Origin of the sequence: Aeromonas sp. R6-1 (genome assembly GCF_040908165.1) — a bacterium.
Classification (GTDB): domain Bacteria; phylum Pseudomonadota; class Gammaproteobacteria; order Enterobacterales; family Aeromonadaceae; genus Aeromonas; species Aeromonas caviae.
The window spans coordinates 71570-97384 of sequence record NZ_JBFODF010000041.1 but is presented as its reverse complement, the minus strand read 5'-3'; the positions used below and the strand labels follow the sequence as shown (position 1 = coordinate 97384).

Annotated in this window: 28 protein-coding genes; 18 read left to right on the top strand and 10 right to left on the bottom strand. The window is 61.5% G+C overall.

Features of this window, described 5'->3' with window-relative positions:
- Window positions 1-2: 2 nt before the first annotated feature.
- The 3 genes from proQ to AB5Y68_RS12265 all read right to left on the bottom strand — a co-directional run bounded on the left by proQ (window position 3) and on the right by AB5Y68_RS12265 (window position 1774).
- The gene (gene proQ / locus AB5Y68_RS12275; RefSeq protein WP_010674770.1) at window positions 3-647 is read right to left on the bottom strand and encodes an RNA chaperone ProQ; all 645 of its coding nucleotides are present in this window, start codon (window positions 645-647) and stop codon (window positions 3-5) included.
- Window positions 648-748: 101 nt separating this feature from the next.
- Window positions 749-1207, bottom strand: a complete 459-nt coding sequence (locus AB5Y68_RS12270; protein ID WP_010674771.1) for a GAF domain-containing protein — start codon at window positions 1205-1207, stop codon at window positions 749-751.
- A 108-nt stretch (window positions 1208-1315) separates the two neighbouring features.
- The gene (locus AB5Y68_RS12265) at window positions 1316-1774 is read right to left on the bottom strand and encodes a hypothetical protein (protein ID WP_039040787.1); all 459 of its coding nucleotides are present in this window, start codon (window positions 1772-1774) and stop codon (window positions 1316-1318) included.
- 279 nt (window positions 1775-2053) lie between these two features.
- Between AB5Y68_RS12265 and ccoN the strand changes: the two genes are divergently transcribed.
- From ccoN to ttcA, 11 genes are all read left to right on the top strand, one after another.
- Window positions 2054-3478, top strand: a complete 1425-nt coding sequence (gene ccoN / locus AB5Y68_RS12260; protein WP_010674773.1) for a cytochrome-c oxidase, cbb3-type subunit I — start codon at window positions 2054-2056, stop codon at window positions 3476-3478.
- Between the two features lie 18 nt (window positions 3479-3496).
- The gene (gene ccoO / locus AB5Y68_RS12255) at window positions 3497-4111 is read left to right on the top strand and encodes a cytochrome-c oxidase, cbb3-type subunit II (protein ID WP_039040786.1); all 615 of its coding nucleotides are present in this window, start codon (window positions 3497-3499) and stop codon (window positions 4109-4111) included.
- An 11-nt stretch (window positions 4112-4122) separates the two neighbouring features.
- Window positions 4123-4302: a CcoQ/FixQ family Cbb3-type cytochrome c oxidase assembly chaperone gene (locus AB5Y68_RS12250; protein WP_010674775.1), complete on the top strand. Its 180-nt coding sequence runs from the start codon at window positions 4123-4125 to the stop codon at window positions 4300-4302.
- Complete coding sequence (gene ccoP / locus AB5Y68_RS12245) at window positions 4302-5291, top strand: cytochrome-c oxidase, cbb3-type subunit III (protein WP_039040785.1); 990 nt, start codon at window positions 4302-4304, stop codon at window positions 5289-5291. The genes AB5Y68_RS12250 and ccoP overlap by 1 nt, the downstream gene beginning before the upstream one ends.
- Window positions 5292-5404: 113 nt before the next feature.
- Window positions 5405-5893 (top strand): FixH family protein, encoded by a 489-nt coding sequence (locus AB5Y68_RS12240; protein ID WP_039040784.1) that lies wholly within the window; start codon window positions 5405-5407, stop codon window positions 5891-5893.
- Window positions 5894-5981: 88 nt separating this feature from the next.
- The gene (locus AB5Y68_RS12235; RefSeq protein WP_039040807.1) at window positions 5982-8378 is read left to right on the top strand and encodes a heavy metal translocating P-type ATPase; all 2397 of its coding nucleotides are present in this window, start codon (window positions 5982-5984) and stop codon (window positions 8376-8378) included.
- 82 nt (window positions 8379-8460) lie between these two features.
- Complete coding sequence (ccoS, locus tag AB5Y68_RS12230) at window positions 8461-8667, top strand: cbb3-type cytochrome oxidase assembly protein CcoS (RefSeq protein ID WP_039040783.1); 207 nt, start codon at window positions 8461-8463, stop codon at window positions 8665-8667.
- A complete protein-coding gene (locus AB5Y68_RS12225) occupies window positions 8651-9337 on the top strand; it encodes a sulfite exporter TauE/SafE family protein (RefSeq protein ID WP_039040782.1) in 687 nt (228 codons plus the stop codon). The genes ccoS and AB5Y68_RS12225 overlap by 17 nt, the downstream gene beginning before the upstream one ends.
- 68 nt (window positions 9338-9405) lie before the next feature.
- Window positions 9406-10161 carry an FNR family transcription factor gene (locus AB5Y68_RS12220; protein ID WP_039040781.1) on the top strand — a complete coding sequence of 252 codons (756 nt, stop codon included), beginning with the start codon at window positions 9406-9408 and terminating at the stop codon, window positions 10159-10161.
- 136 nt (window positions 10162-10297) lie between these two features.
- Window positions 10298-11245: a universal stress protein UspE gene (gene uspE / locus AB5Y68_RS12215; protein WP_039040780.1), complete on the top strand. Its 948-nt coding sequence runs from the start codon at window positions 10298-10300 to the stop codon at window positions 11243-11245.
- Window positions 11246-11312: 67 nt separating this feature from the next.
- Entirely contained in the window at window positions 11313-12221 is a 909-nt protein-coding gene (gene ttcA / locus AB5Y68_RS12210; protein ID WP_010674783.1) for a tRNA 2-thiocytidine(32) synthetase TtcA, read from the top strand.
- Between the two features lie 71 nt (window positions 12222-12292).
- On the opposite strand, the gene AB5Y68_RS12205 is transcribed toward ttcA, so the two are convergent.
- Together AB5Y68_RS12205 and AB5Y68_RS12200 are read right to left on the bottom strand one after the other, a co-directional pair.
- Window positions 12293-12955 carry a DUF2987 domain-containing protein gene (locus AB5Y68_RS12205; RefSeq protein ID WP_039040779.1) on the bottom strand — a complete coding sequence of 221 codons (663 nt, stop codon included), beginning with the start codon at window positions 12953-12955 and terminating at the stop codon, window positions 12293-12295.
- A gap of 61 nt (window positions 12956-13016) precedes the next feature.
- Window positions 13017-13772 (bottom strand): hypothetical protein, encoded by a 756-nt coding sequence (locus AB5Y68_RS12200; RefSeq protein WP_052258877.1) that lies wholly within the window; start codon window positions 13770-13772, stop codon window positions 13017-13019.
- A gap of 257 nt (window positions 13773-14029) precedes the next feature.
- Here AB5Y68_RS12200 and AB5Y68_RS12195 point away from each other — a divergent pair, with 257 nt between their 5' ends.
- The 7 genes from AB5Y68_RS12195 to AB5Y68_RS12165 all read left to right on the top strand — a co-directional run bounded on the left by AB5Y68_RS12195 (window position 14030) and on the right by AB5Y68_RS12165 (window position 20803).
- On the top strand, window positions 14030-14647 hold the full coding sequence (locus AB5Y68_RS12195; protein ID WP_039040777.1) for a glutathione S-transferase family protein: 618 nt from the start codon (window positions 14030-14032) through the stop codon (window positions 14645-14647).
- Between the two features lie 245 nt (window positions 14648-14892).
- Window positions 14893-15312 carry a D-ribose pyranase gene (gene rbsD / locus AB5Y68_RS12190; protein WP_039040776.1) on the top strand — a complete coding sequence of 140 codons (420 nt, stop codon included), beginning with the start codon at window positions 14893-14895 and terminating at the stop codon, window positions 15310-15312.
- Between the two features lie 35 nt (window positions 15313-15347).
- On the top strand, window positions 15348-16877 hold the full coding sequence (gene rbsA, locus AB5Y68_RS12185) for a ribose ABC transporter ATP-binding protein RbsA (protein WP_039040775.1): 1530 nt from the start codon (window positions 15348-15350) through the stop codon (window positions 16875-16877).
- A complete protein-coding gene (rbsC, locus tag AB5Y68_RS12180; RefSeq protein ID WP_039040774.1) occupies window positions 16874-17842 on the top strand; it encodes a ribose ABC transporter permease in 969 nt (322 codons plus the stop codon). The genes rbsA and rbsC overlap by 4 nt, the downstream gene beginning before the upstream one ends.
- A 30-nt stretch (window positions 17843-17872) precedes the next feature.
- Window positions 17873-18748, top strand: coding sequence for a ribose ABC transporter substrate-binding protein RbsB (rbsB, locus tag AB5Y68_RS12175; RefSeq protein ID WP_039040773.1), 876 nt, complete (start codon window positions 17873-17875; stop codon window positions 18746-18748).
- A gap of 97 nt (window positions 18749-18845) precedes the next feature.
- Complete coding sequence (rbsK, locus tag AB5Y68_RS12170) at window positions 18846-19778, top strand: ribokinase (protein WP_039040772.1); 933 nt, start codon at window positions 18846-18848, stop codon at window positions 19776-19778.
- Window positions 19778-20803: a substrate-binding domain-containing protein gene (locus tag AB5Y68_RS12165; protein WP_039040771.1), complete on the top strand. Its 1026-nt coding sequence runs from the start codon at window positions 19778-19780 to the stop codon at window positions 20801-20803. Before rbsK ends, AB5Y68_RS12165 begins: the two co-directional genes overlap by 1 nt.
- An 89-nt stretch (window positions 20804-20892) precedes the next feature.
- Here AB5Y68_RS12165 and AB5Y68_RS12160 read toward each other — a convergent pair whose 3' ends face one another.
- The 5 genes from AB5Y68_RS12160 to AB5Y68_RS12140 all read right to left on the bottom strand — a co-directional run bounded on the left by AB5Y68_RS12160 (window position 20893) and on the right by AB5Y68_RS12140 (window position 25815).
- Window positions 20893-22542 (bottom strand): GGDEF domain-containing protein, encoded by a 1650-nt coding sequence (locus tag AB5Y68_RS12160; protein WP_039040770.1) that lies wholly within the window; start codon window positions 22540-22542, stop codon window positions 20893-20895.
- Entirely contained in the window at window positions 22539-22997 is a 459-nt protein-coding gene (locus tag AB5Y68_RS12155) for a hypothetical protein (RefSeq protein ID WP_080770069.1), read from the bottom strand. Before AB5Y68_RS12155 ends, AB5Y68_RS12160 begins: the two co-directional genes overlap by 4 nt.
- Window positions 22998-23103: 106 nt before the next feature.
- Window positions 23104-23877: a Sir2 family NAD+-dependent deacetylase gene (gene cobB / locus AB5Y68_RS12150; protein WP_010674794.1), complete on the bottom strand. Its 774-nt coding sequence runs from the start codon at window positions 23875-23877 to the stop codon at window positions 23104-23106.
- 72 nt (window positions 23878-23949) lie between these two features.
- Complete coding sequence (locus tag AB5Y68_RS12145) at window positions 23950-24564, bottom strand: GNAT family N-acetyltransferase (protein WP_039040768.1); 615 nt, start codon at window positions 24562-24564, stop codon at window positions 23950-23952.
- On the bottom strand, window positions 24565-25815 hold the full coding sequence (locus AB5Y68_RS12140) for a response regulator (protein WP_039040767.1): 1251 nt from the start codon (window positions 25813-25815) through the stop codon (window positions 24565-24567). It abuts the gene before it with no gap.

Below are 25815 nucleotides of genomic sequence, written 5' to 3'. Positions count from 1 at the left end.
CCTTAGAGAACCAGATGCTCGAACTTGACCCGCAACATCATGCCGGTCTGCAATTGAACCTGTACGTCATCCTTGGTCACTTCCTTGATGGTCGCAGGCACAGGGGACTTGCCCAGCACGACGCGCACGCCCTGCTCGACTTTCAGAGTAGCGGCATCCACTTTCACCAGCGGCGCATCGGCGACCGGTGCAGCCTTGGGAGCAGGGGCGGACTTGGGCTTGTCGGAGCGGGGAGCGTCAGCCTTGCGCGGCGCGTTGCGACGCGGCTGCTTGGGCTTGTCTTCCTTCTCCTTGGTGTTGGTACGGCGGCTGGCAAAGACACGTTCCTTGCTCTCCTTGAGCGCCTGTTTGGCATGCTCGATGTGCTCTTCGGTGAGCAGCTCGCCCGGGTTGCCGTCCAGATCGACACGGGCCTGGCCAGCCTTGAGGCCATGCAGGTAACGCCAGCTGGAGGTGTATTGACGCAGAGCAGAGCGCAGCATGGTCTTGGAGACTCTCTCGTCATCAGCAAGACGCGCGGCCAGATCCTGGAAGATGCCAATCTTGAGTGGCTTGGCCTCTCCTTCAGCGATGAAGCAGGCCGGGAATTTCTCGACCAGGTAGGCGACGATCTCTTTACTGTTCTTCAGCTTTTCAGTGTTTTCCATGTATAACCTTGGCTTTCATATAGACGCACGGGCATGCCCGAACACAACAAAGGCCCCATTATAGAGAGCTTGGGACCTTTTGCGAACCATCTAGCAATGACTTAGAGCATGCTTTCCAAAATTTGCACCGTTTCTTCGAGGCCAATCCGGTCCTGCTCGTCAAAGCGGTTAAATATTGGACTGTCGATGTCCAGCACCCCGATGATCTCCCCGCCACGGCGCAGCGGGATCACGATTTCCGAGTTGCTGGCACCGTCGCACGCAATGTGCCCCGCGAACTGGTGCACGTCGTCCACCAGCTGGGTCTTGCCCTCGGCAACCGCAGTGCCACAGACACCGCGCCCGACCGGGATGCGCACACAGGCCGGCTTGCCCTGGAACGGGCCGAGCACCAGGGTCTCGCCCTGCAGCAGGTAGAAACCAACCCAGTTGATGTCAGCCAGTTCCTGATTGAGCAGGGCAGACAGGTTTGCCAGGGTGGCGATCATGTCGGGTTCGCCCTCCAGCAATGCCTGGGCCTGCTGGTTGAGCGTGCGATAAAATGCTTGTTTTTCAATCATGATTAAATGAACTTCACTCCTTGATAATCAATGCAAGGTACCGTCCTGCCTGAAAATTTCAAATCAATTTTCAATTATCCCCCCTCCTGGGTCCCGATGAGAGTCCATTCAACGTGCCGCGCCCAACGTCAGTTGATGGCGCTGGCCATTGCTCCACTCGATGGTCAGGAGCCAGTCCATCGCCTCGGTCGTACAACTTCCCACCTGGGTCACCCCTCGCCACCCCGCTTGGCTGGGTTCAAACTGCACGGGGATGAGCCCCATGAACATCTCCTTGCCCTCGAGCCAGGCCTTGACCGGCGTGATGGCCGGCACACCCCCTTGAAGGCGCAGGACAAAGTCATGTTCAGGGCGGATCGGCAAGCCATCGATGCTGACCGTCAGCGGGCGATCCCCGACGATGAGGCGGCAGGGGCTGTGGGACAGATCACAAATCTGAACATTGGTGCCCTCTTTATGATCGCTTCCAGTGCCTGAAAACCAGGTTCGATAGGCCATCAGGGAGAGCAAAATGACCAGCACCATGGACAGGTGGACGATTTTGCGTGAAGTGAGTCTCTCTTTCATGAAAAAACAGCTCTGTAAGGTACTTTGAAAATGTAATTTTCGTGATCTGGCGCAAGGTAAAAACTGGCGGACATGAGACCCGCTGGAGCCAAATATATCACTGTTTGTACTGTTATTTTACCGGTCATTTCAGTATCATTCTCAATGGATTTTCATTTAACCACCTTTTGCTTTTCCTTTTATTAACAGATGTTAACGAGAGGATTTTGCAAAACCGGGGTGAAAATGGCCCAGGACACCGGGCAACACAAACAACAGCATCGGAAGCGGAATACAACGATGAGCCATACAACAAACCACCCTGAGTACAACTACACCGTTGTGCGCCAGTTCACCGTCATGACGATTGTCTGGGGTATCGTCGGCATGTCGGTGGGTGTATTGATTGCAGCCCAGCTGATCTGGCCTGCCCTCAACTTCGACACCCCCTGGCTGACGTACAGCCGTCTGCGTCCCCTGCATACCAATGCGGTCATCTTCGCATTTGGTTGCAGCGCCCTGATGGCCACCTCCTTCTACGTGGTGCAGCGCACCTGTCAGGTCCGACTGTTTGGTGGTCCCCTCGCCTCCTTCGTGTTCTGGGGCTGGCAGGCGATCATTCTGTCTGCAGCCATCTCGCTGCCGCTGGGGTACACCACCTCCAAAGAGTACGCCGAACTGGAGTGGCCCATCGACATCGCCATCGCCGTGGTCTGGGTGAGCTATGCCATCGTCTTCTTCGGCACCCTGGTCAAGCGCACCACCTCCCACATCTATGTGGCGAACTGGTTCTTCGGTGCCTTCATCATCACGGTTGCCGTGCTGCACATCGTCAACAACATGGAAGTGCCCCTCTCCGGCATGAAGTCCTACTCCATGTACTCCGGCGCCATGGATGCCATGGTGCAGTGGTGGTATGGCCACAACGCGGTGGGCTTCCTGCTGACGGCGGGCTTCCTTGGCATGATGTACTATTTCGTGCCCAAGCAGGCGGGTCGCCCCGTCTACTCCTACCGCCTTTCCATCGTGCACTTCTGGGCGCTGATCTCCCTCTATATCTGGGCCGGTCCGCACCACCTGCACTATACCGCCCTACCTGACTGGGCCCAGTCGCTGGGCATGGTGATGTCCCTCATCCTGTTCGTGCCCTCCTGGGGCGGCATGATCAACGGCATCATGACCCTCTCGGGTGCCTGGCACAAGCTGCGTTATGACCCCATCCTGCGCTTCCTGATCGTCTCCCTGTCGTTCTACGGCATGTCGACCTTCGAAGGCCCCATGATGGCGATCAAGACCGTCAACGCCCTCTCCCACTACACCGACTGGACTATCGGTCACGTTCACTCCGGTGCCCTGGGCTGGGTTGCCATGGTGTCCATCGGTGCCGTCTACCACCTGATCCCGAACCTGTTCGGGCAGGGGCGCATGTACAGCATCAAGCTCATCAACGTCCACTTCTGGCTGGCCACCGTGGGCACCGTGCTCTATATCGTCGCCATGTGGATTTCCGGTGTGATGCAGGGACTGATGTGGCGTGCGGTCAACGACGACGGCACCCTGACCTACAGCTTCGTGGAGGCGCTGCAAGCTTCCTATCCCTTCTACTTCGTGCGCTTCCTGGGTGGCTGCTTCTTCGTCACCGGCATGCTGCTGATGGCCTACAACGCCTATCGCACCGTCACTGCGCCCAAGGGTTCCCTGGAACCCGTCGCACAGCCAGCCTGATTTGAAGGGGTTTAAAGCATGAGCAACAACAACCGTCACGAGATTTTTGAAAAAAGCGTCCCCATGCTGGTCATTGGCATCATCTTCGCCATCAGCCTGGGGGGCCTGGTGGAAATCACCCCCCTGTTCTTCCAGAAGCAGACCAACGAGCCGGTGGAGGGCCTCAAACCCTACACCGCCCTGCAGATGGAAGGACGCGACATCTACATCCGCGAAGGCTGCACCGTCTGCCACAGCCAGATGATCCGCCCGTTCCGCGCCGAGACCGAACGCTACGGCCACTACTCGGTTGCCGGCGAGAGCGTGTGGGAGCACCCCTTCCTGTGGGGCTCCAAGCGTACCGGCCCGGATCTGGCCCGGGTCGGCGGCCGCTACTCCGATGACTGGCATCGCGCCCACCTCATCAACCCGCGTGACGTGGTGCCCGAGTCCAACATGCCGGCCTTCCCCTGGCTCGAGACCAATGTGCTGAACGGCGAGCTGACCGGCAAGAAGCTGGCTCTGTTCCGGGATCACTTCGGGGTGCCCTACACCGATGCCGACATCGCCGGTGCCGGTGAGGCCGTCAAGGGCAAGACCGAGCTGGATGCGCTGATCGCCTATCTGCAATCACTGGGCCATGCCCTGAAATAAGGAGTCGGGATATGGATTACGGCACATTTCGCGGCCTGTACACCCTGCTGCTGATGGTCATCATGATTGGCATCATCGTCTGGGCCTACAGCAAGCGCCGCAAGGCTTCTTTCGACGAGGCCGCCAACCTGGTTTTTGCCGATGACGAGCAACCCAGTGCTGATAACAAGAACGCAGGAGCGAAGCAATAATGAGCACTCTGTTTAGCATTTTTGTGACCGTCATAAGCCTTGGCACCATTCTCGGCTGCTTCCTGCTGCTGGCCTGGTGCATGAAGGACAAGATGGGGGCCGAAGAGGGCAAACCCATGGGTCACACCTTCGACGGCATCGAGGAGATCAACAATCCCCTGCCGAAGTGGTGGTCCTATATGTTCCTCTTCTTCATCGTCACCGGGCTCATCTACCTGCTCGCCTTCCCGGGCCTTGGCAACTTCAAGGGTCTGCTGGGCTGGCAGAGCTCCAACCAGGATGTGCGTTCCCTGGCCGAGTCCAAGGCGGCGGCCGAGTCTGCCAAGGCCGAAGGACGCGCGGTGGAATACGACCGGGAACTCGCCAAGGCCGACGAGATCTACGGCGCCAAGTTCCGCGAGCTGACCTATCAGGCTGACGGCAAGAGCTACAAGGAGATCACCGAGATCGCCAAGGATCCGGAAGCCCTGAAGGTGGGTCAGCGCCTGTTCCTGCAAAACTGTTCCCAGTGTCATGGCTCCGATGCCCGCGGTGGCCGCGGTTTCCCGAACCTGACCGACAGCGAATGGCAGTGGGGCGGCGCCCCCGACCAGATCAAGACCACCATCATGGGCGGTCGTCAGGGGATCATGGCCGCCTGGGGCGAGATCCTGGGTCAGGACGGGGTGAAGGAGGTGGCCTCCTATGTGCTGAGCCTCTCCGGTCGCAAGGTTGATCTGGTGGAAGCCAAGAAAGGGGAAGCACGCTTTGCCATGTGCGCCGCCTGCCACGGCCCGGATGCCAAGGGCGGCATCGCCTTCGGCGCCCCCGACTTGACCAACAACATCTGGCTCTATGGCGGCTCCCGTCAGGTGGTCGAACAGACCATCACCCACGGGCGCCACGGCGTGATGCCGGCCTGGAAGGACATTCTGGGGGAAGACAAGGTACACCTGCTCGCCTCCTACGTTTACAGCTTGTCCCACAACGATCGGCAAAATCAGCAGTAACATGTGATAAGCACGTGATTAATCAGCAAAAAGCCTCGACTCTTCGAGGCTTTTTGTTATCTTGTGTTGGCTGAATTACCGCCATTTCGTTAACCATTTGTTTCGGTAGCATCATGACCCAACCCTGGTATCGCCAATTCTGGCCCTGGTTCATCATCGCCCTCCCCTGCGCCGCCGTGGTAGGCAGCATCGCCACCGCCATCATTGCCAGCAAGGATGGGGTCAACCTGGTAGCGGAGGACTACTACAAGCAGGGCAAGGAGATTAACCAGGATCTCAGCAAGTTCGATCGCGCCGAGGCGCTCGGCATCCGTATCGCCCTCAATGTCAGCGACAAAGAGCTGACTTTGACTCCCCTGGCAGGGAAGATCCCACCAGGACAAGCACTGCACCTCTCCCTGTTTCATCCCACGTTGGCGGGCCTGGACAGCGAACATCTGCTGACGGCCGATGGCAAGGGAGTCTATCGCCTGATGCTGGACAAGCCCCTCACCGGCAAGTGGCACGTGCGGGTCGATGCCTTCAACCATGAGTGGCGCCTCCAGGAGACGGCACAACTGCCGACTCAGGCAGCGATTGAGCTCGATCCCAAGGGACGTTGAATCACGAAGGCAGGGTGATCGGCACGCCGGTCAGCCGCCCTTCTCCCCGACCCGGCCTGCAGGGCTGCATCAAAGAGGGATGATCACCATGACCGGCTGTTTTCACTGTGGTGAACCGGTTCCCACTGGCAGTAACTTTACTCTCGAGATCAAAGGCATCGTTCAGCCGATGTGCTGCCCTGGCTGCCAGGCCGTGGCACAGACCATTCTCGAATGCGGCCTCGCCAGTTATTACGAACACCGCACCGCTCCCGGCATCAAGGGGGAGCTGGTGCCCGAAGAGCTCGCCGCCCTCACCCACTACGATCTGGCGGAGGTGCAGCAGGAGTTCGTCACCGACACCGGTACGGGTCGCGAAACTACGCGCGAGATCCAGCTGACGGTGGAAGGCTTGACCTGCGCCGCCTGTGCCTGGCTCATCGAGCGGCACCTGATGACCCTGCGCGGTCTGCGTTACATCAACGTCAATACCACCACCCATCGCGCCCGCATCAAGTGGGATCCGGCCCAGCTCTCGTTGAGCGACATTCTCAAGGGCTTTGCCAGGGTCGGCTATCGCGCCTATCCCTTCCAGACTCATCAGCAGGAAGCACTCTACGCCAAAGAGGTGCGCAGCTACATGTTCCGCATGGCGCTGGCCGGGCTTGGATCCATGCAGGTGATGATGTGCGCCGTGGCACTCTACATGGACCTCTTCATCAGCGTGGAAGAGGAGTTCATGATCTACTTCAAGTGGATAAGCCTCCTGCTCTCCACCCCCATCATGATCTACTCGGCCCAGCCTTTTTACGTGGGGGCATGGCGCAGCCTGAAGCAGGGGCACCTCTCCATGGATGTGTCGGTGTCGCTGGCACTGATCGGCGCCTTCGTCGCCTCCATCTGGGCCACGGTCTTCAACACGGGTGAGGTCTATTACGACTCCATCACCATGTTCGTCTTCTTCCTGCTGTTGGGCCGTCTGCTGGAACTGCGAGCGAGGCGCAAGGCGTCGGAGTCGAGCTCCAACCTGGCGCGCCTGGTACCCATCATGGCAACCCGCATCGATGATGACGGCGAACACGAGGTGGCCGCCAAGACGCTGCGAGTCGGAGACAGGGTGCGGGTACTCGCGGGGGCCACTCTGCCAGCCGACGGCATCGTCACCCTGGGCCAGGCCAGCCTCAACGAATCCATGCTGACTGGCGAACAGTTGCCTCTGCTCAAGCAGGCCGGGGATCCCGTCTATGCAGGCACCATCAATACCGATGCCCCCCTGGAGATCCGGGTCAGCCATCCCATTGAAGAGTCGCGTCTCGCCCAGATCATGCGCCTGCAGGATCATGCTCTGGACGACAAGCCCGCCATCGCCCAACTGGCGGACGTGCTGTCGCGCCACTTTATCTTGGTGCTCCTGATCATTGCGGCCGCGGTCTGGACCTTCTGGCATTTTCATCAGCCCGAGCGGGCCTTCTGGGTCACCCTGGCGGTGCTGGTGGCGACCTGTCCCTGCGCCCTCTCGCTGGCCACCCCGACCGCACTGACCTCGGCCACTGCCAACCTGACCCGCAGCGGCATTCTGCTGCGCCGCGGCCACGTGTTGGACATTCTGACCCGAGCCAACCGCATCGTGATGGACAAGACGGGGACCCTGACCACGGGCAACATCAGCCTGATGAGCACCCAACCCCTCGGCGAGCTCGACGCAACCCGCTGCCTCGCACTCGCCCAGGCCCTGGAGACCTACTCCGAGCATCCCATCGCCCGTGCGTTTCGAAGCAAACCACTGGCGGACGGGGTGCCGCTCGCCGCCAGCGACGTCACCCCCGTCATCGGCCACGGCGTGCAGGGAGTGATTGAGGGCAAGCATTACCGCATCGGCAGTGCACGCTGGCTCGAACTGGCGCAGGAAGAGAATGCCGCTCAAGGGCTGGCCATCTATCTGGCCGATGAACACGGACTGCTGGCCCGTTTCATCCTGGCCGACACGCTGCGCCCCGATGCGAAGGCACTGATCCAGGCCTTCAAGACGGCCGGCCTCAAGACCACCATCCTCACCGGCGACAGCTCGGCCCAGGCCGACGAGGTAGCCCGCGAGCTGGGGGTCGATGAGCTGGTAAAAGGGGTCACCCCGGACGGCAAGCTGGCCTATCTCAAGGCCCGGGAAGCGGCCGGGGATATCAGCATCATGGTGGGAGATGGCATCAACGACGCCCCTGTGCTGGCCGGCGCTCACGCTTCCTTTGCCATGGCGGGGGGAACGGATCTTGCCAAGAACAGCGCCGACGCCATCCTGCTGGCCGACGATCTCTCCCGTCTGCTGGCCGCCCGGGCCCTGGCCCTGCGCACTCGCAAGATCATCAAGGAGAACTTTGCCTGGTCCATCGGCTACAACCTGCTTGTGCTGCCGCTGGCGGCCAGTGGCTGGCTCCCCCCTTATCTGGCGGCGGCAGGCATGTCCCTGAGCTCCCTAATCGTGGTCACCAACTCCATGCGGCTCAACCGGTGAGCAGCCGTCTGGCATCCTCCCGGGTGGCGGTACCTCTTGCCTCGCCGGGTTATCATCCCCCTTTCACCACAGGGTCCGCGCCATGAACATCATCTTCGTCCTCATCCCCATCGCCATCCTGTTCGTTGTCATTGCAGGAGCCGTCTTCTTCTGGGCCATCCGCTCCGAGCAGTTCGAGGATCTCGACAGGCAGGGCTCCAACATCCTGTTTGACGAGGAGCAGCGCCCCTTGCCCTCCCCTGAACAACAAGCAGAACAGGAAAGCAGGCCTCATGACCAGCAGCCTTGACCTCATGGGCGCCCTGCTGGTCGGGCTTGCCGGTGCCGGCCACTGCATCGGCATGTGCGGCGGCGTGTCCGCAGCGCTCTCCATGGCCATACCTGCCGAGCAGCAGCATTTTTGGGGCAGGCTCGGTTATCTGCTCAACTACAACCTGGGGCGCATCCTGAGCTATGTGCTGGCGGGGGCGCTGGTGGGCGGTTTGCTCGCCACCACCACGGAGATAGGCGCTGGCAAACACGCCCTGGCAGGGCTTCGCCTCATCGCAGCCCTGCTGATGATAGCGCTCGGCCTCTACTTGGCTGGCTGGTGGCATGGCGTCTTGCTGCTCGAGCGCATCGGTGCGAAGTTCTGGCCTCTCATCAAGCCGCTGGCAGGCAGGTTTCTCCCGTTTACATCAACCTGGCAGGCCCTCCCCTTTGGCATGGTCTGGGGCTGGCTCCCTTGCGGCCTCGTCTACTCCATGCTGACCTGGAGCGCTGCCGCAGGCTCCGCGAGTGGCGGGGCGCTCACCATGCTCTTTTTCGGCCTCGGCACCCTGCCGACCCTGTTTGCGCTGGGGGGGCTGGCAGACCGATTGCGCTACTGGCTCACCCTGCGCAGCCTGCGCCTGGGGGGCGCCTTGCTACTTATTGCCTACGGGATCCACACCCTCTGGATCGGGATGGCGTCCTTTTGAAACCCTATCCAAAACGGATGAGATGGTGGTAAACTTGTTTGATATAAATCAATTATTCATTTGAGCCTATGATCCCGGACAAGAAACCTGGCAGACGTATTCAGAGCGGTGGCTGTGCAATTCATTGCCAGGATTGCAGCATCAGCCAGCTCTGCATCCCCTTCACCCTGAACGACAACGAGCTTGATCAGCTGGACAGCATCATCGAGCGCAAAAAGCCGATCCAGAAGGGTGAAGAGTTGTTCAAGGCCGGCGACGAGCTCAAATCGCTCTATGCCATCCGTTCCGGGACCATCAAGTCATACACCATCACCGAACAGGGTGACGAACAGATCACCGCCTTCCACCTGGCCGGTGATCTGGTCGGTTTTGACGCCATCCACAAGCAGTCTCACCCCTCCTTCGCCCAGGCGCTGGAAACCGCCATGGTGTGCGAGATCCCGTTCGATGTGCTCGACGACCTCTCAGGCAAGATGCCCAAGTTGCGCCAGCAGATCATGCGGCTGATGAGCAACGAGATCATGGGCGATCAGGAGATGATACTGCTGCTCTCCAAAAAGAACGCCGAAGAGCGCCTCGCTGCCTTCCTGCACAATCTCTCGGTTCGTTTCTCCGAGCGCGGCTTCTCCGCCAAGGAGTTCCGCCTCTCCATGACCCGTGGGGACATCGGCAACTACCTCGGTCTCACCGTCGAGACCATCAGCCGCCTGCTGGGCCGTTTCCAGAAATCCGGTCTCATCAGCGTCAAAGGCAAATACATTACTGTACTGGACAACGTTGCCTTGGGCGTCATGGCCGGAGCCACTCGTCCTCCCTGCGGTTAATCCCCGTTTATTCCCTTTTTTGCCGGATCGGATCACCCTGAAATTTGATCCGGCACACCTTCCCGCCTCCCCCCTTGGACTAAGCTGTAATAGCTAAAGAGTTGCCATCATTGGCCTTTTTGCCAAGGAGGAGAACATGGTCAAGTACCGAAACATTCTGGTGGTGATCAATCCCGAGGAGGAGCGCCAGATCGCGCTCGAGCGCGCGGTCAAGGTCGCCGAGCTGGATGAGGGCGCCCAGCTGACCCTGCTCCTGACGATTTACGACTTCTCTTACGAGATGACCGCCATGCTCTCGGCAGACGAGCGGGAAGAGATGCGCCATGGTGTCATCGCCCAGCGTCGGGAGTGGCTCGACGAGATCCTCACTCCCTATCGGGCCAGAGGGCTGGAATGCGAAGTGAAAGTGCTCTGGCACAACCGTCCCTTCGAGTGCGTCATTCAGGAAGTGCTGGAACAGCGTCACGATCTGGTCGTCAAGGCGACTCACAAACACTCCTTCCTGCAAACCTTCATCTTCACCCCCACCGACTGGCACCTGCTGCGCAAATGCCCCTGTCCGGTTCTGCTGGTAAAAGAAGGGCACTGGCAACGGGGGGGCAACCTGATTGCCGCCATCAACTGCTCGAGCGATGACAAGGAGCAGAAGGTGCTCAACGAGCGGATCACCCGCGAGGGGATCGCCATCGCCGAGCTGCTTGGTGCCAGTCTCTATCTGGTCAACACCTACCCGGGCACTCCGGTCAATGTCGCCATCGAACTGCCAGAGTTCGATCCCAACGCCTACAACGATGCCATTCGCAAACACCATGAAGATCTGCTGCGGGAGCATGCCGATCAGTTCGGCATCAACCACATGTGGACCAAGGTGGCGGAAGGCTTGCCGGAGGAGGTGCTGCCGGACATGGCGGACGATCTGAATGCCACCCTGATGATCATGGGATGCGTCGGCCGTACCGGCCTCTCTGCCGCCCTGCTTGGCAACACCGCCGAGCACGTGGTGGACAGGCTCAACTGCGACATTCTCATCCTCAAACCCGACGATTACAGCTGCCCTGTGGATGACAGGCGTCATCCTGCATAAGCGTTTCTTGCCCTCCCCCGGGACATGGCTATAATAAGCCGCTTATTTTTGTCCCGGGTTTGAGGCCATGCTAGAAGAGCTTAACGCCAAAGAGAAATACAGTTTCAACAAGCTGCAGAAACGCCTGCGGCGCAACGTGGGCCAGGCCATCGCCGACTTCAACATGATTGAAGAGGGTGACAAGATCATGGTCTGCCTGTCTGGCGGCAAGGACAGCTTTGCCATGCTCGACATCCTGATGAGCCTGAAGGCCAGCGCCCCCATCCATTTCGATCTGGTGGCCGTCAACCTGGATCAGAAGCAACCCGGCTTCCCCGAGCACGTGCTGCCTGAATACCTGAGCACCCTCGGCATCGACTTCAAGATCGTGGAAGAAGATACCTACTCCATCGTCAAGGAGAAAGTACCGGAGGGCAAGACCACCTGCGCGCTCTGCTCCCGCCTGCGCCGCGGCATTCTGTATCGCACCGCCCAGGAGCTGGGCTGCACCAAGATCGCCCTTGGCCATCACCGTGACGACATCCTCGAGACTCTGTTCCTCAACATGTTCTACGGTGGCAAGCTCAAATCCATGCCCCCCAAGCTGGTGAGCGACGATGGCAAGAACGTGGTGATCCGCCCCCTGGCCTACTGCAAGGAGAAAGACCTGGTGCGCTATGCCGAGGTCAAGGCCTTCCCCATCATCCCCTGCAACCTGTGCGGCTCCCAGGAGAACCTCCAGCGCCAGGCCATCAAGCAGATGATGCAGGAGTGGGATCGCCGCTTCCCGGGCCGTCTCGAGACCATGTTTACCGCCATTCAGGACGTGATCCCGAGCCACCTGCTCGATCACCAGCTGTTTGACTTCAAGAGCATCAACCGCGACTCCGGCATCATCGATGGTGGCGACAAGGCATTTGATCCGCCCGAGCTGCCCAAGGCGCCGCTGCTGGACATCGACGAGATGGACATGCTGGACGTGATTGAGGTGCGCTAAGCCCCGTCACCCACAAAAAAGGAGCGCCAGGCGCTCCTTTTTTCATTCTGGCAATCTGCGGACTCGGGTCGCTACTCCTTGTGCAGCCAGGGGGTCAGGCGCAGGCTCTCCCCTTGCAGTTGCAGCTTGCCCTGGGCAAACCCCTTCAGCTGCGCATTGCTGAGCAGCAGTTGCCCCTGCTGCCAGGAGACGGCCTCCTGACGGGCACCCTCCACAAGGTAGGCTGTGCCTGCGGGCGCCACCATGGAGATCCTCACCCCTTCCATCTTGGGCAGGAAATACTGGCCGACCATGCCGGCCATCTTGTCGAGCAATCGCTGCATCTGCTGCTGGCGCGAGACGAGCTCGGCCAGCGGCACCTCGGGTGTGGCGGGGGCGTCAGCCATCACCTGTACCGACAGATCGCAGGCGGCGTGGGCCTCGGTGAGCCCCACCACCACGATCGCCTTGTCGAGGTTGAGATCTTCGTCATAGGGCAGACGCAGTTCGCCATCCACCGTGACCTCGGCGGGCACATCCCTGTCCGGGGTCGAGACCCGGGCCGAGGTGAGCCCGCATCGCCGACCGTTCTGTTGACTGGCCAGATAAAAGCCCAGTCTGGCATGGCCAAATTCCCCCTTGGCGAAGGTCTTCATCTGGCTGTAGAAGGTGCCGTAGTCGAGTTCAAGGGACGGCTCAGCCTGTCCCAGCATGGGCATCAGCAGGAGCGCCGCCATCCCGTATCGCTTGTTCATATGCCATCCTTTTGCATCATGTTCCGGGCGGGTCGACACCGGCTGATCCCCTGGTATCCCGTTATGCGTTGAAATGATCCGGGCCCTGCCCGTCGTTGCCACTGGCAACCTCGGTCACTTCGACTGCCACCCCACACAGATCCCGGTAGAGAATGCCCTTGCAGTTGAAGTAGAGCGGCGCCACCCAGATAAGTCCCAGCCCCATGGGGATGAGCGCCAGGAAGAAGAGTGCCAGCATGACCCCGTGCAGCAGCACTATGCTGGGCCAGCCCCGGGCAAAGAGCTTGAGGGAGACCAGAATGGCCTGAGCCGGGGAAAGATCGCGCTCCAGCACCAGAGGTACGGTAAACACCAGCCCCATGCCCACCAGGGCGGAAGGGATGAAGGCCAGCATCACAGGCACGCCCAGCAGCTCGAACAGGGGTCCAAACAGGCTGGTGATGAGGCTGCCGAGCAGACTCAGGCTGCCCAGGCGCAGGAAGTGGCGGAAGAAGTCGAACACCTGGCTCGGCCGGGCGCGTACCCCCACCGACTGCTGCAACCCCAGCATGTCGAGGGAGGAGGTCATGGGTGACATGATCACCGTGACCAGCAGGCTCAGGATCAGGGCCATATCCATATCCCCTCCTTCACGGGCGACATAGGGCGTCAGCAAGGTATTGCTCAGCAGGATCCAGATTGCCATGACCCCGGCGATGGCCAGCGCCAATCCGAAACCGGTGCGACGAGTCTGTTGCCACCCCTCTTTCAACACCCCTTGCAGGTCCAGACGATATCCCTGGCTGAGGGACTGTTCGAGGGTTCCACCGATCCGCATTCTATTACTCAATTGACTGTCCAACATTCACTGACGACTGATCCAAGGTGGCACATTATAGCGGTTTGAACCGGCATGCGTAGCCGTTTTTCCTGTTATCTTCCGTTCAGAAAGCCATTGATACCAAAGGCCTTGCAGCCCTTCTTGATGAAGTTCCCCTCACCCTTGGCCCCTCTGTCCAACGGGAGTAGGATGATGGCGCGCGCTGGCGGACGAGATGTCCACTGGCTCTTCTCTCTCACACAAGGAAAACGGTCATGTCCGAACTGACGCTCTATCTTGCCCCCGGTACCTGTGCCATGGCGGTACGCATCGCTCTGGTGGAGGCCGGTGCCCCTCACCTTGTCAAGCGCCTGGATCTGGCCGCTGGTGAACAGCGCAGCCCCGACTACCTCGCCATCAATCCCAAGGGGCGAGTCCCGGCACTGGTGACGGAGCATGGCGTGCTGACCGAAACACCGGCCCTGCTGCTCTACGTGGCCCAGCGTTTTCCTAACGCCGGGCTGGCCCCATTGGATGACCCCTTCCTCCTGGCCAGGATGCAGGAGGTACACAGTTTCCTCGTCTCCACCGTCCATGTCGCCCATGCCCATGGACGCCGTCCCGGCCGCTGGGCCGACGATGAACAGGCCATGGCTGCCATGCAGGCCAAGATGCCCCAGAACATGCGCGATGGCTTTGACCAGATTGAGCGCCACTATCTGGCCGGCCCCTGGGTACTGGGGGAGCGCTTCAGCCTGGCCGACATCTACCTCTTCGTGATTGCAGGCTGGCTCGAGAGCGACGGGGTTGCCATCAGCGAGTTTCCCAAGGTGGCGGATCACTATCAGCGCATGCTGGCCCGCCCCGCAGTCCAGGCGGCGCTCGCCCTCTGATCTCCTCGCGCCGGGTACGCCTTTTTGTACGGGCAACATCCAGCGACGCCTCTCAGACGGGTGCTCTTCTGGCACCCGTTTCTTCTGAAATTGCCCTGTCACTGAGATCGTTTTCACATTTTCGTCATCACTGCCTAGACCCGTTAACGGTTAACACCTATCTTTCGCCCTAATGACGCAACCGGTTGCGTAACCGATTGCCCAACTCAATATCCATATGCGGTCCCAGGCCGCCGAGGTGCTGTATGAAACGAGGCAAGCTGCTCAATGCTCCCTTAAGCGCGCTGGTCGCGCAGATGGGCCACACCGACGAGATCACCGTCTGCGATGCGGGCCTGCCCATTCCGGCAGGCCCCGAGCGCATCGATCTGGCGCTGATGGCGGGCACCCCCAGCCTTGAAACCGTGCTGACCGCCTTGCTCACCGATCTGGTGGTGGAGAAGGTGATCATGGCAACAGAGATCAAGCAGATCAGTCCCGCCGCCCATCAGGCGCTGGTGGATCAGCTTGAGGCCCACGCAGCCGCCCAGGGCAAGCCCATCGCCATCGAATACTGCCTGCATGAGGAGTTCAAAACCCGCTCCCGCCAGAGCAAGGCGATCGTGCGCAGCGGCGAGGTGACTCCCTACGCCAACCTGATCCTCTGCGCCGGTGTGGCGTTCTGAATTCTTCAAAGAAGGCCTCTTCAAGGAAGCTGCAAATGAGCACAACCTCCCCCCTCTCACCCATTCTGGAGCTGACCGGGATCGTCAAGACCTTCCCCGGGGTACGCGCCCTCGACGAAGCGGGTCTTCGGGTCTATCCGGGCCAGGTGATGGCCCTGCTCGGCGAAAACGGCGCTGGCAAGTCGACCCTGATGAAGGTGCTGACCGGCATCTACCAGGCCGATTCGGGCAGCATCAGCTATCGCGGCCAGCCGGTTCACTTCAAGGGCCCCCGCGACTCCCAGGATCAGGGGATCAGCATCATCCACCAGGAGCTGAACCTGCTGCCGGAATTGTCGATTGCCGCCAACATCTTCCTCGGCCGCGAACCCCGTACCCGTTTTGGCAGCATCGACCACAAGCAACTGCGCGAACGAGCAAGCACCCTGCTGGCACGGCTTGGCGTCAAACACGGCCCGGATACCCGACTCGGAAGTCTCTCCATCGGTGAACAGCAGATGGTGGAGATCGCCAAGGCGCTGTCGTTCGATGCCAGCGTCATCATCATGGACGAGCCCACCGATGCCCTCACCGACACCGAGACCGAGCAGCTCTTCACCGTCATTCGCGAACTGCGCGAGCAGGGCTGCGGCATCGTCTATATCTCCCACCGCCTGAAAGAGATCTTCGAGATCTGCGATCGGGTCACCGTGCTGCGGGACGGCAAGTGGATAGGCGAGCAGGCGGTGAGCGATCTCGATGAAGACAGGATCATCGAGATGATGGTGGGCCGTCGGCTGGAAGAGCAGTATCCGCGCCTTGAGCGCGAACTCGGCCCCGTCAGCCTGCAGGTGAAGGATCTGGCCGGTCCCGGCGTGCGCGGGGTGAGTTTCTCCCTGCGTCAGGGGGAAATTCTGGGTTTTAGCGGCCTGATGGGTTCCGGTCGTACCGAACTGATGAAGCTCATCTACGGTGCCAGCCCCATCAGCGCTGGCCAGGTGACGGTGGATGGCCACGCCTTGGTACCCAGAAGCCCGGCCGATGGTCTGGCCGCTGGCATCGCCTATATCTCCGAGGATCGCAAGGGCGACGGCCTGGTGCTGGAGCTGTCGGTGCGCGAAAACATGAGCCTGTGCGCCCTCGGCGAGTTCATTCGTGGCGGCAAGATTGACGGCAAGGCCGAGCGCCAGGCGGTAGGAGACTATGTGCGTCTGTTCAACATCAAGACCCCGAGTCAGGATCAGCTGATCAAGCTCCTCTCCGGCGGCAACCAGCAGAAGGTGGCCATCGCCAAGGGGCTGCTGACCCGGCCCAAGGTGCTGATCCTGGATGAGCCGACCCGCGGCGTCGATGTCGGCGCCAAGAAGGAGATCTATCAGCTCATCAACCAGTTCAAGAAGGAGGGGATGAGCATCATCCTGGTCTCCTCCGAGATGCCGGAAGTGCTCGGCATGAGTGATCGCATCCTGGTGATGCACGAAGGGCGCATCAGCGCAGAATTCAACACCCGCGATGCCAATCAGGAGAAGCTGATGGCGGCGGCAGTCGGTAAACAGTGGCAAGCAGAGCAAGAGGCAGCACAATGACAACCCAAACCCTTTCCCGCCGCGGCGTCATGAGCAAGGCCTGGTGGATCGAGAACAAGTCCCTGGTCGCGCTGCTGGTGCTGATCGGCGTGGTCTCTTTCCTGAGCCCCAACTTCTTCACCGCCGACAACCTGCTCAACATCCTGCGCCAGACATCGGTCAACGCCATCATGGCGGTCGGCATGACGCTGGTCATCCTCACCGCCGGCATCGATCTGTCGGTCGGCTCGGTACTGGCCCTGTGCGGCGCCCTGGCCGCCACCATGGTGGCCATGGAGCTGCCCATCGGCCTGGTGATCCCCCTCACCCTGGGTGCCGGCGCCCTGCTTGGCAGCATCAGCGGCCTCATCATCGCCAAGGGCAAGGTACAGGCGTTCATCGCCACCCTGGTCACCATGACCGCCCTGCGCGGCGTCACCATGGTCTACACCGAGGGGCGCCCCATCTCCACCGGCTTCAGTGACGGCGCCGATCACTTCGCCTGGCTCGGGACCGGCTACCTGCTGGGTCTGCCGGTGCCCATCTGGCTGATGGCCATCGTCTTCCTGCTGGCCTGGTACCTGCTCAACCACACTCGCCTGGGCCGCTACATCTATGCCCTCGGCGGCAACGAATCGGCCACCCGCCTCTCCGGTATCAATGTGGATCGGGTCAAGCTCGCGGTGTATGGTCTGTGCGGCATGCTGTCGGCACTGGCCGGGCTCATCGTCACATCCCGCCTCTCCTCCGCCCAGCCCACTGCCGGCATGGGGTACGAGCTGGATGCCATCGCCGCCGTGGTGCTGGGGGGCACCAGCCTGATGGGGGGCAAGGGCCGCATCATGGGGACCCTGATCGGTGCCCTCATCATCGGCTTCCTCAACAATGCCCTCAACCTGCTCGACGTCAGCTCCTATTACCAGATGATCGCCAAGGCCAGCGTGATTTTGCTTGCCGTGATGATCGATAACAAAAGCAACCGTTAACAAGCCACGCCACACACAAGGAATGAAATGATGAAAAAGCTCAATACCCTGCTCGCTGCCGCCATCATGTCCGTGCTGGGCACCGCCCAGGCCGCGGATCACACCCTGGCGATGGTGGTCTCCACCCTCAACAACCCCTTCTTCGTCACCATGAAGGAGGGCGCCGAAGCCAAGGCCAAGGAGCTTGGCTACGATCTGGTGGTGCTGGACTCCCAGAACGACCCGGCCAAGGAGCTCTCCAACGTGGAAGACCTCACCGTGCGCAAGGTCAATGCCATCCTGATCAACCCGACCGACTCCGAAGCGGTGGGCAACGCCATTCGCCTGGCCAACAAGGCGAACATCCCGGTGCTGACCCTGGACCGCGGCGCAGCCCAGGGTGACGTCAAGGCCCACATCGCCTCCGACAACGTGGCCGGTGGCAAGCTGGCTGGCGACTTCATCGCCGAGAAGCTGGGCAGCGGCGCCAAGGTGATCCAGCTGGAAGGGATCGCAGGTACCTCCGCCGCCCGTGATCGCGGCGAAGGCTTCGCCCTGGCGGTCACCGCCAACAAACTGCAGGTGCTGGCCTCCCAGCCCGCCGACTTTGACCGCACCAAGGGCCTGAACGTCATGGAGAACCTGCTGGCCGCCCATCCGACCGTGCAGGCGGTGTTCGCCCAGAACGATGAGATGGCGCTGGGTGCCATCCGCGCCGTGCAGGCCGCCGGCAAAGAGGTGATGATCGTGGGCTTTGACGGCACCGACGATGGCAAAGCCGCCGTGGCCAAGGGTAAACTGGCCGCCACCGTGGCCCAGCAGCCCGCCCTCATCGGCGCCATCGGCGTGGAAACCGCCGACAAGGTGCTCAAGGGTCAACCGGTGGAAAAATCCATCCCGGTACCGCTGCAAATCGTCAACAAGTAAGTTGTTGGGGGAGGTTCGCCTCCCCTCTCTTTTTCCGCCAGTGCCGCCTGGTCTGGGCCCACCCAGACCAGGATGTACTCAACCAAGGGTGATAGGAATGAATCGTCTCGTAGTCCTCGGCAGCGTGAATGCGGATCATGTGCTGCGCGTCCCCCACTTTCCCCGCCCCGGTGAAACCCTGACCGGCCACAGCTATCAGGTCGTTCCCGGCGGCAAGGGTGCCAATCAGGCGGTGGCCGCCGCCCGCCTCGGCGCCCCTGTCTCCTTCATCGCCCGCATCGGTGATGATGCCATCGGCCACCAGATGAAAACCGGGTTTGCCAACGACGGCATCGATGTCAGCGCCGTCGAACTCGACCCCAGGCTCCCGACCGGCATCGCCATCATCTATGTGAGCGACGAGGGGGAAAACAGCATCGGCATCTCCGCCGAAGCCAATGGCGCCCTCACCCCGACCGTGGTGCAAGGTCACGAGGCGATGATCGCCGCCGCCCACACCCTGCTGCTGCAACTGGAAGTGCCGCTCGAGAGCGTGCAAGAAGCGGCCCGTCTGGCTCGTGCCCACGGCACCCGGGTGGTGCTCAACCCCGCCCCCGCGCGCCCGCTCTCAAGGGATCTGCTGGCGCTGGTGGACCTCATCACCCCCAACCAGACCGAGGCCGAGCTGCTGACTAGCATCAAGGTGACGGACGAAGCGAGCGCCCGTGAGGCTGCCGCCCGCTTCCACCAGATGGGCATCGATGAGGTGATGATCACCCTGGGGTCTCAAGGGGTCTATTGCAGCAAGGGGCAGCAACAGGCGCTCATGCCGGGTTTTCGGGTCAAGGCGGTGGATACCACGGCGGCCGGGGATACCTTCAACGGCGCCTTCCTGGCGGCCGAGCTCGCCGGCGCCGACTTTGACGCTGCCGTACGCTTTGCCCACGGGGCGGCGGCACTCTCCGTCACCCGGTTTGGTGCCCAAAGCTCCATCCCGAGCAAGCAGGAGGTCGATGCCTTCCTCCTTGAACAGACTGCGCAGGGGCACTGATGGCCAATATCAAGGAGGTGGCCGCGCTGGCGGGGGTGTCGACCACCACTGTCTCCCACGTCATCAACGAGACCCGCTTCGTGGCCGAAGAGACCCGGGAGCGGGTCTTCGCGGCCATGCGCGATCTCAACTATGCCCCGAGCCTGGTGGCCCGCAGCCTCAAGGTAAAGGAGACCAACAGCATCGGCATGCTGGTCACCACCTCCAGCAACCCCTTCTTCGCCGAGGTGGTGCGCGGGGTGGAGCGCTACTGCTTCGAGCAGGGTTACAACCTGATGCTGGGCAACACCGAAGGACAGGCCGAGACGGCGCTCTCCTACCTCAAGATGATGCTCAGGAAACGGGTCGACGGCCTGCTCATCATGTGCAGCGAAGGGCAGCAGGAGGTGTTCAACCAGCTCGACTGGCTCAAGAGCCTGCCGGTGGTGGTGATGGACTGGGGCATGGAGAACGGCGAGGTGGATCTCATCGCCGACAACTCCCATCGCGGCGGCTACCTGGCAACCTGCCACCTGCTGGGGCTGGGTCACACTGCCATCGGTTGCATCACGGGGCCCCACAGCCGGGCCCCGGCCAACCAGCGACAGGCGGGTTTCGAGCAGGCGATGCAGGAGGCCGGGCTCACCGTCAATCCGGGCTGGATCCAGGAGGGAGACTTTGACTGCGCCAGCGGCGCCGCCGCCATGACCCGCCTGCTGGCACTGCCAGAGCGTCCCACCGCGCTATTTGTCTGCAACGACATGATGGCCATGGGGGTCATCAGTGCCGCCCATCAGGCGGGGCTGGTGATCCCCCGCGATCTCTCCATCGTCGGCTATGACAACGTGGCGCTGGCCCAGTTCATGTCTCCCCCGCTCACCACGGTCAATCAACCGAAAGAGGAGCTGGGCCGCCTCGCCGTCACCCGGCTGCTGGCGCGTATCAACGGCGAGCCTATCGCGAACCGCATGATCACCGTGGATCCGGACCTGGTGATCAGACACTCCTGCGCTCCCTTTTCCTCACCGGACAGCAAACCAGTTTAAGTGCCAGCAAGCAGCAGAAGGGCGGCCATGAGCCGCCCTTCTGTGTATTGTCTCCTTGGCATCGGCCCCGAGACTGCATAAGCCACCACTCAACTTAGCTTGAGGTCATCCTCTTGCTGCGCCTCTCCCCGGGGAGCCAGGCGCAGCAGCCCCAGCGCCGTTGCCAACGGCTGGAGCAGCACCTCGTACCCGGAGGGTGCTGGCAGCCAGTAGCGAATTGGCCAGCCCGCCTGCAGCAGTTCGGGGGCGCTGCTGCCAAGCTCGCTCAGCGCCAGCATGCAACCACACTCGCGCACCTTCTCAAGCAGGGTGGCATCCTGTATCAGCGCAGGCAATGCCAGGATCAGCCTCCCCTGTGGCAAGGGGGGCAGGCTCGCCAGCAGAGGGGCCAGCTGGGCAGGCTGATGAAGCATCACCAGCAAGGTGCCACTGCATGGCTCTTCTGTCAGCCATCGCGCCATCACGGGCCCAAGGACACCACGCTCCTGCATCCAGCCCACGTCACAGGGCTGCTGGCTCACCCGCCAGCGCAGGCTGACCGCCGTCACCGGCACGCCCTGCTCGTCTCTCATCGGCTCGCAGAAGGTCTCCAGGGGTGAAGGGGCGGCCCCCGCCAGCCATTCCCGCAGTTGGTGCAACTGCCGCTGGGCCATGTGGAGGTCAGCCTTCATCGCACTCTGATACCACACCAGGGTGGTCCCCTCACGCTTGGCCTCGTTCAATGCCAATATGGCCTGCTCCAATAGCTCATCGGCATCCTCGCCACCCTCGCACCTGGCCACTCCGAAGCGACACGCCAGATCAAAGCTGCTTTCCCGGGTCACGAACTCAAACTGCAACAGGCTCACCATGGCCGCCATGCGGGCATCGAGATCTCCCTCTTCGTCGTCCAGCACCACGGCGAACTCATCGCCCCCCAACCGGTACGCACGGCCGGGGCATGCCTGACGCAACCGGGCCGCGACCGCCTGCAGCAGGCGATCACCAACCTGGTATCCGAGCAGATCATTGACCTGCTTGAACCGCTTCAGATCCAGCACCGCCAGCGCCTGGACCCGATCTTGCAGCAGGGATTGCCTGAGCTGCCCCTGCAAGGCCCGACGGTTGCCAAGCCGAGTCATGGGATCGAGCAGGGAAAGGCGACGATTCTGCAGATTGGTTCGAATGAGGGCAAAGACCAGCACACAGCCCATCACCAGCAGGATCAACTGCCAGATCTGGATCCAGAACAGGCTCTGCCGCAACTGGTTGAGGGAGGCTTCCCGCTCCTGGCCGGAAAGGATCTGATCCCCAATCTGCTCCACCTGATGGATCAAACCGGTCAGCCGGACGAGGGCAAGATCGAGGGCTTTCCCCCTCTTCAGCTCCCCGGACTGCATCTGGGGATCCAGCGCCTTGAGTTCGTCAAAGAGCCGTTCAAGCACCTCCCCCAACCCATGCCTCGCTCGCGCATCGGCGGTCTCGGTACTGATCAGGAACACATCCAGCCGGTTCCACAGCAGATCGTAATCCAGGCTCAGGGCCGCCATGTCGAGCGCCCCGGCACGGTAGAGGCGCACATCATAGAGAAATCGCTGGGACTCCTGCATTACCTGGCTGATGTTCCAGTGGGTGTTGCGGTAGAACATGTCAACGAGCTGCTCGTGCCGACTCTGCAGCAGCAGCCCCCAGAGGGACGAGAAGAGAAACAGCAGGGAAATGGCTGCAAGCAGCAGGTTATCTCGCTGTCGCCGCGTCACGGGACAACCTCGATGCGGATCACCTGCCAGACCATGTTGTTGTGGATGGCGGACACATCCATGTCGGGATGGGCCGAGAGGGGGACTAGCAGCCAGAGCGGCCCTTTATTGCGACGGGTGAGCGGTTTGTCATCCTGGTAACGCACCAGGGTCAGCGGCACCTTGGCAAACAGGGAGAGATCGACCCGCTGCTGGTAGCCATTGAGTGCGGCGACATCGATGGCGCTGGCACTATCCACCTGCTGCGCCGCCAGCACGCTCTTCAGGGTCGGGCCACGATAGCGGTGAGTGCCGAGGGTCCAGGGCGTCGCCGTCTCGAACTCCACTTGTGGCAAGGCGGCCAACGCCGCCTCATCCAGGGTGATTTCCCGCTTGTCCGGCAGGATCAGTTGCAATAGCGAAGAGGAGGAAGCCTGGGTGCCGAACGAGAAAAACACCAGCAGGAGAGAGGCCATCCCGCGCGTTGGAAAGTTCATGACATGTTGTGCCAACTGCATCTTGAAGTTAGGAGCCAGTGTGGCGATTTCAGTGGGTCAATGCAACTGTGTGAAAAATCAATAATTAGGGGCCCCGCATCTCCATCCAGTTATGGCCCTCGACGGAGAGAGGCTGATGCACTCCGCAACTTTGCAGGAGTTCATCTACAAAAGCGGGCACCAGCAAGGAAGCCGGACCATAACGTTTTTCATCAAACTGGCTGCCCACTTCGCTCGGCTCCAGATTGAGCTCCACCGTATGGGCACCGTTCAGGCCGGCCTCATGGACGAATCCGGCAGCAGGGTAGACCGCCCCGGAGGTCCCGATGGAGATGAAGAGATCGCACTGGGCCAGGGCCGAGTAGATGCGGTCAAGCCCGAGGGGCATCTCCCCAAACCAGACCACATGGGGGCGCAGCGGGTGGGGGAACTGGCAGCAGGAACACAGCTCTTCCTGATGGAGATCCCCGCGCCACTCGATCACCTGACCCGAGCCCGGGCAGCGGGCCTTGAGCAACTCGCCGTGCATGTGGATGAGGTTCTTGCTGCCGGCACTCTCGTGCAGGTTGTCGATGTTCTGGGTGACCAGGGTGACGCGCCCCGGCAGCAGGCGCTCCAGCCGGGCCAATGCATAGTGGGCCGGATTGGGGTGGATCTCGGCGCGCTGCAACTGATGGCGCCGCGCATTGTAGAAACGTTGTACCAGTTCGGGATCCCGCGCATAGCCTTCAGGGGTGGCCACGTCCTCCACCCTGTGCTCTTCCCACAGGCCATCACAGGCACGGAAGGTCTTGATACCGGATTCGGCCGAGATGCCGGCACCGGTGAGGATCACGATATGTTTGGCTGACTGCACCATGGTTGTTCTCCTCCAACGGGTAACAGGCTGACCTTAGCACAGGAGCAAGAAGCGGCCCATTCGCCCTTGGTCTTAGGCCGATGGAAGCACAAAGCTCGCCATGGGCGCAAGATCCAGCCTGGCAAAGACCATCTCCCGTCCTGTCACCAGGGTAAGTGGCAACCCGAGCCCCTTGAGCAGGGCCAGCATGGGGCGATTCTGGCCGAGCACTTCCGCCGTCCACTCCCGGATCCCCTCCCCGTATGCCAGTCGCGCAAGCGCCAGCAGGATGCGACGCCCGGCGCCGCGATGCTGAAAATGATCCGCGACGATGCAGGAGAACTCGGCCCTGTCCGGGTGCAGGCGCCGGCGCACGGACTGGGCCATGGCAAGCGGTGTCCCCTGCTCGTCGGTCAGCAGCAATCCTATCTGGGGTTCTCTGGGGTAGTCGAGAAAGAAGGCGAGCTGCTCGGCCGTCGCAGGCTGCTTGGCCCGCATGAAGCGCAAATAGACGCTCTGCTCGCTCAGGGTGTCATAGGCCGCACTTATTCGCTTCGGGTCGCTGCCCGCCAGCTCCTGCAAGCGGCAAATCAGCCCCCCCACTACCATCGTCATCGGCAGGTCGCCCCGTGAGGCGGGAGCCGTCCAACCCGTCATCCCCTGCCACAAGCGCGTCTCATCGAGCGGCCAGCAAAGATAGCGAGCCATTCACCAGCGCCCTGCCACGCCGCGATCCTGCCACTGGGCGGCATCCTGCAGGTTGAAGGGGTCGTCGAGGTAGAGCGCGATGCCAAGCTCCCGGGAGCGCTGGATGAAGCGGGCCAGCAAGGAGTCGGCAGCCATCGCCTCCAGCTCGGGCAGCAGGTGTTGCCCGAGCAGCAGGGATTGCAACGGCAGACGCTCGATGAGATCAAACGGCAGGTGCTGGGCATGATCGAGCAGCAGCGCGAGTCTGGCCCCCGCGAGGCTCGCCTGCAGCACCAGGGCGAAACGGTCCGCCTGGCTCAGCAGGTGATCCCGTCGGTGGATGACCAGGGTCAGCTCGCTTGCTTCTCGTCCATGCTGCTCGAGCCAGAGCTTGAGCGGCTCCCAGTGAGGGGAAAGGCCGCTCAGGCTCAGCCAGATCGGCAGCGTGCAGGAGGCCGCATCTGCCAGCAGCCCAAGCTGTCCTCTCGCCTCTCCCTGCCAGCTACGCACGGTGCGCTTGAGCCCGCCCAGCCTGCGCTGACGCTGGGGGCCAAGATAGAGCATCTTGAGCAGACGCAGCAGATCATCGCTTTGCAGCGGCTTGGCCAGGGCGGCCAGCACGTTGAAACCCGCATCGTGCAGGAGACGCCGGGCGCCGTCTATCAGGGTCTGATCATGAGCGGAGAGCAGGATGATGGGCAGACCGCTGTGGCGATACTGGGGATGGCTCATCAGCAGGCTGATGGCATCCTGCTCCGCCAGGCTGAGATCACAGATAAGCAATCTCACGCCCCCCTCTTCCAGCGCCTTGAGGCACCCTTCGCCATCCTGAACCCAGTGGCAGGGCAACCCCAGTCCCTGGATCTCCTGCTGAATACAGGCTCCCTGGAAGGGGTGATCTTCGAGCAGCAGGATCTGGCACTGGGCGAGCCAGGCACGCCACCCCTGCTCCCGTGCCTGCAACCCCTCGAGCCAGGGGTCGCTGAGGCGATAGATCCCCGCCCCGGGAGCCAACAGATGAGGCAGATAGTCGGCCCCCTGATGAGAGGCAGGATCAAACAGGGCGATGGCCCCGGCGGCAAACAGTCCTTCCCATTGCCAGCCGGCATCGGGTCGGGTGCGGTGCAGATTGGCATAGGCCGGCAGGCCCGCCCCCTTGACCGCCTGATGGGAGACGGCGTCCAGGGCATAGACGCTGACCGGGTAAAACGTTGGCTCCTGGCTGTCATCAGACTCCAGCAAGGCCATCAACTCTTCATCTGTGATGATCAT

Excerpts from the sequence above, each read along its gene's own strand:
- ccoS (WP_039040783.1), top strand. The coding sequence starts at position 8,461 with ATGAACATCATCTTCGTCCTCATCCCCATCGCCATCCTGTTCGTTGTC.
- AB5Y68_RS12195 (WP_039040777.1), top strand. The coding sequence starts at position 14,030 with ATGTCCGAACTGACGCTCTATCTTGCCCCCGGTACCTGTGCCATGGCG.
- ccoO (WP_039040786.1), top strand. The coding sequence starts at position 3,497 with ATGAGCAACAACAACCGTCACGAGATTTTTGAAAAAAGCGTCCCCATG.
- AB5Y68_RS12220 (WP_039040781.1), top strand. The coding sequence starts at position 9,406 with ATGATCCCGGACAAGAAACCTGGCAGACGTATTCAGAGCGGTGGCTGT.
- proQ (WP_010674770.1), bottom strand. The coding sequence starts at position 647 with ATGGAAAACACTGAAAAGCTGAAGAACAGTAAAGAGATCGTCGCCTAC.
- AB5Y68_RS12165 (WP_039040771.1), top strand. The coding sequence starts at position 19,778 with ATGGCCAATATCAAGGAGGTGGCCGCGCTGGCGGGGGTGTCGACCACC.
- AB5Y68_RS12235 (WP_039040807.1), top strand. The coding sequence starts at position 5,982 with ATGACCGGCTGTTTTCACTGTGGTGAACCGGTTCCCACTGGCAGTAAC.
- AB5Y68_RS12270 (WP_010674771.1), bottom strand. The coding sequence starts at position 1,207 with ATGATTGAAAAACAAGCATTTTATCGCACGCTCAACCAGCAGGCCCAG.
- AB5Y68_RS12250 (WP_010674775.1), top strand. The coding sequence starts at position 4,123 with ATGGATTACGGCACATTTCGCGGCCTGTACACCCTGCTGCTGATGGTC.
- ccoN (WP_010674773.1), top strand. The coding sequence starts at position 2,054 with ATGAGCCATACAACAAACCACCCTGAGTACAACTACACCGTTGTGCGC.
- rbsK (WP_039040772.1), top strand. The coding sequence starts at position 18,846 with ATGAATCGTCTCGTAGTCCTCGGCAGCGTGAATGCGGATCATGTGCTG.
- AB5Y68_RS12240 (WP_039040784.1), top strand. The coding sequence starts at position 5,405 with ATGACCCAACCCTGGTATCGCCAATTCTGGCCCTGGTTCATCATCGCC.
- uspE (WP_039040780.1), top strand. The coding sequence starts at position 10,298 with ATGGTCAAGTACCGAAACATTCTGGTGGTGATCAATCCCGAGGAGGAG.
- AB5Y68_RS12225 (WP_039040782.1), top strand. The coding sequence starts at position 8,651 with ATGACCAGCAGCCTTGACCTCATGGGCGCCCTGCTGGTCGGGCTTGCC.
- AB5Y68_RS12200 (WP_052258877.1), bottom strand. The coding sequence starts at position 13,772 with ATGCGGATCGGTGGAACCCTCGAACAGTCCCTCAGCCAGGGATATCGT.
- AB5Y68_RS12145 (WP_039040768.1), bottom strand. The coding sequence starts at position 24,564 with ATGGCTCGCTATCTTTGCTGGCCGCTCGATGAGACGCGCTTGTGGCAG.
- rbsC (WP_039040774.1), top strand. The coding sequence starts at position 16,874 with ATGACAACCCAAACCCTTTCCCGCCGCGGCGTCATGAGCAAGGCCTGG.
- rbsA (WP_039040775.1), top strand. The coding sequence starts at position 15,348 with ATGAGCACAACCTCCCCCCTCTCACCCATTCTGGAGCTGACCGGGATC.
- AB5Y68_RS12205 (WP_039040779.1), bottom strand. The coding sequence starts at position 12,955 with ATGAACAAGCGATACGGGATGGCGGCGCTCCTGCTGATGCCCATGCTG.
- cobB (WP_010674794.1), bottom strand. The coding sequence starts at position 23,877 with ATGGTGCAGTCAGCCAAACATATCGTGATCCTCACCGGTGCCGGCATC.
- ttcA (WP_010674783.1), top strand. The coding sequence starts at position 11,313 with ATGCTAGAAGAGCTTAACGCCAAAGAGAAATACAGTTTCAACAAGCTG.
- AB5Y68_RS12155 (WP_080770069.1), bottom strand. The coding sequence starts at position 22,997 with ATGGCCTCTCTCCTGCTGGTGTTTTTCTCGTTCGGCACCCAGGCTTCC.
- AB5Y68_RS12140 (WP_039040767.1), bottom strand. The coding sequence starts at position 25,815 with ATGATCATCACAGATGAAGAGTTGATGGCCTTGCTGGAGTCTGATGAC.
- rbsB (WP_039040773.1), top strand. The coding sequence starts at position 17,873 with ATGAAAAAGCTCAATACCCTGCTCGCTGCCGCCATCATGTCCGTGCTG.
- rbsD (WP_039040776.1), top strand. The coding sequence starts at position 14,893 with ATGAAACGAGGCAAGCTGCTCAATGCTCCCTTAAGCGCGCTGGTCGCG.
- ccoP (WP_039040785.1), top strand. The coding sequence starts at position 4,302 with ATGAGCACTCTGTTTAGCATTTTTGTGACCGTCATAAGCCTTGGCACC.
- AB5Y68_RS12265 (WP_039040787.1), bottom strand. The coding sequence starts at position 1,774 with ATGAAAGAGAGACTCACTTCACGCAAAATCGTCCACCTGTCCATGGTG.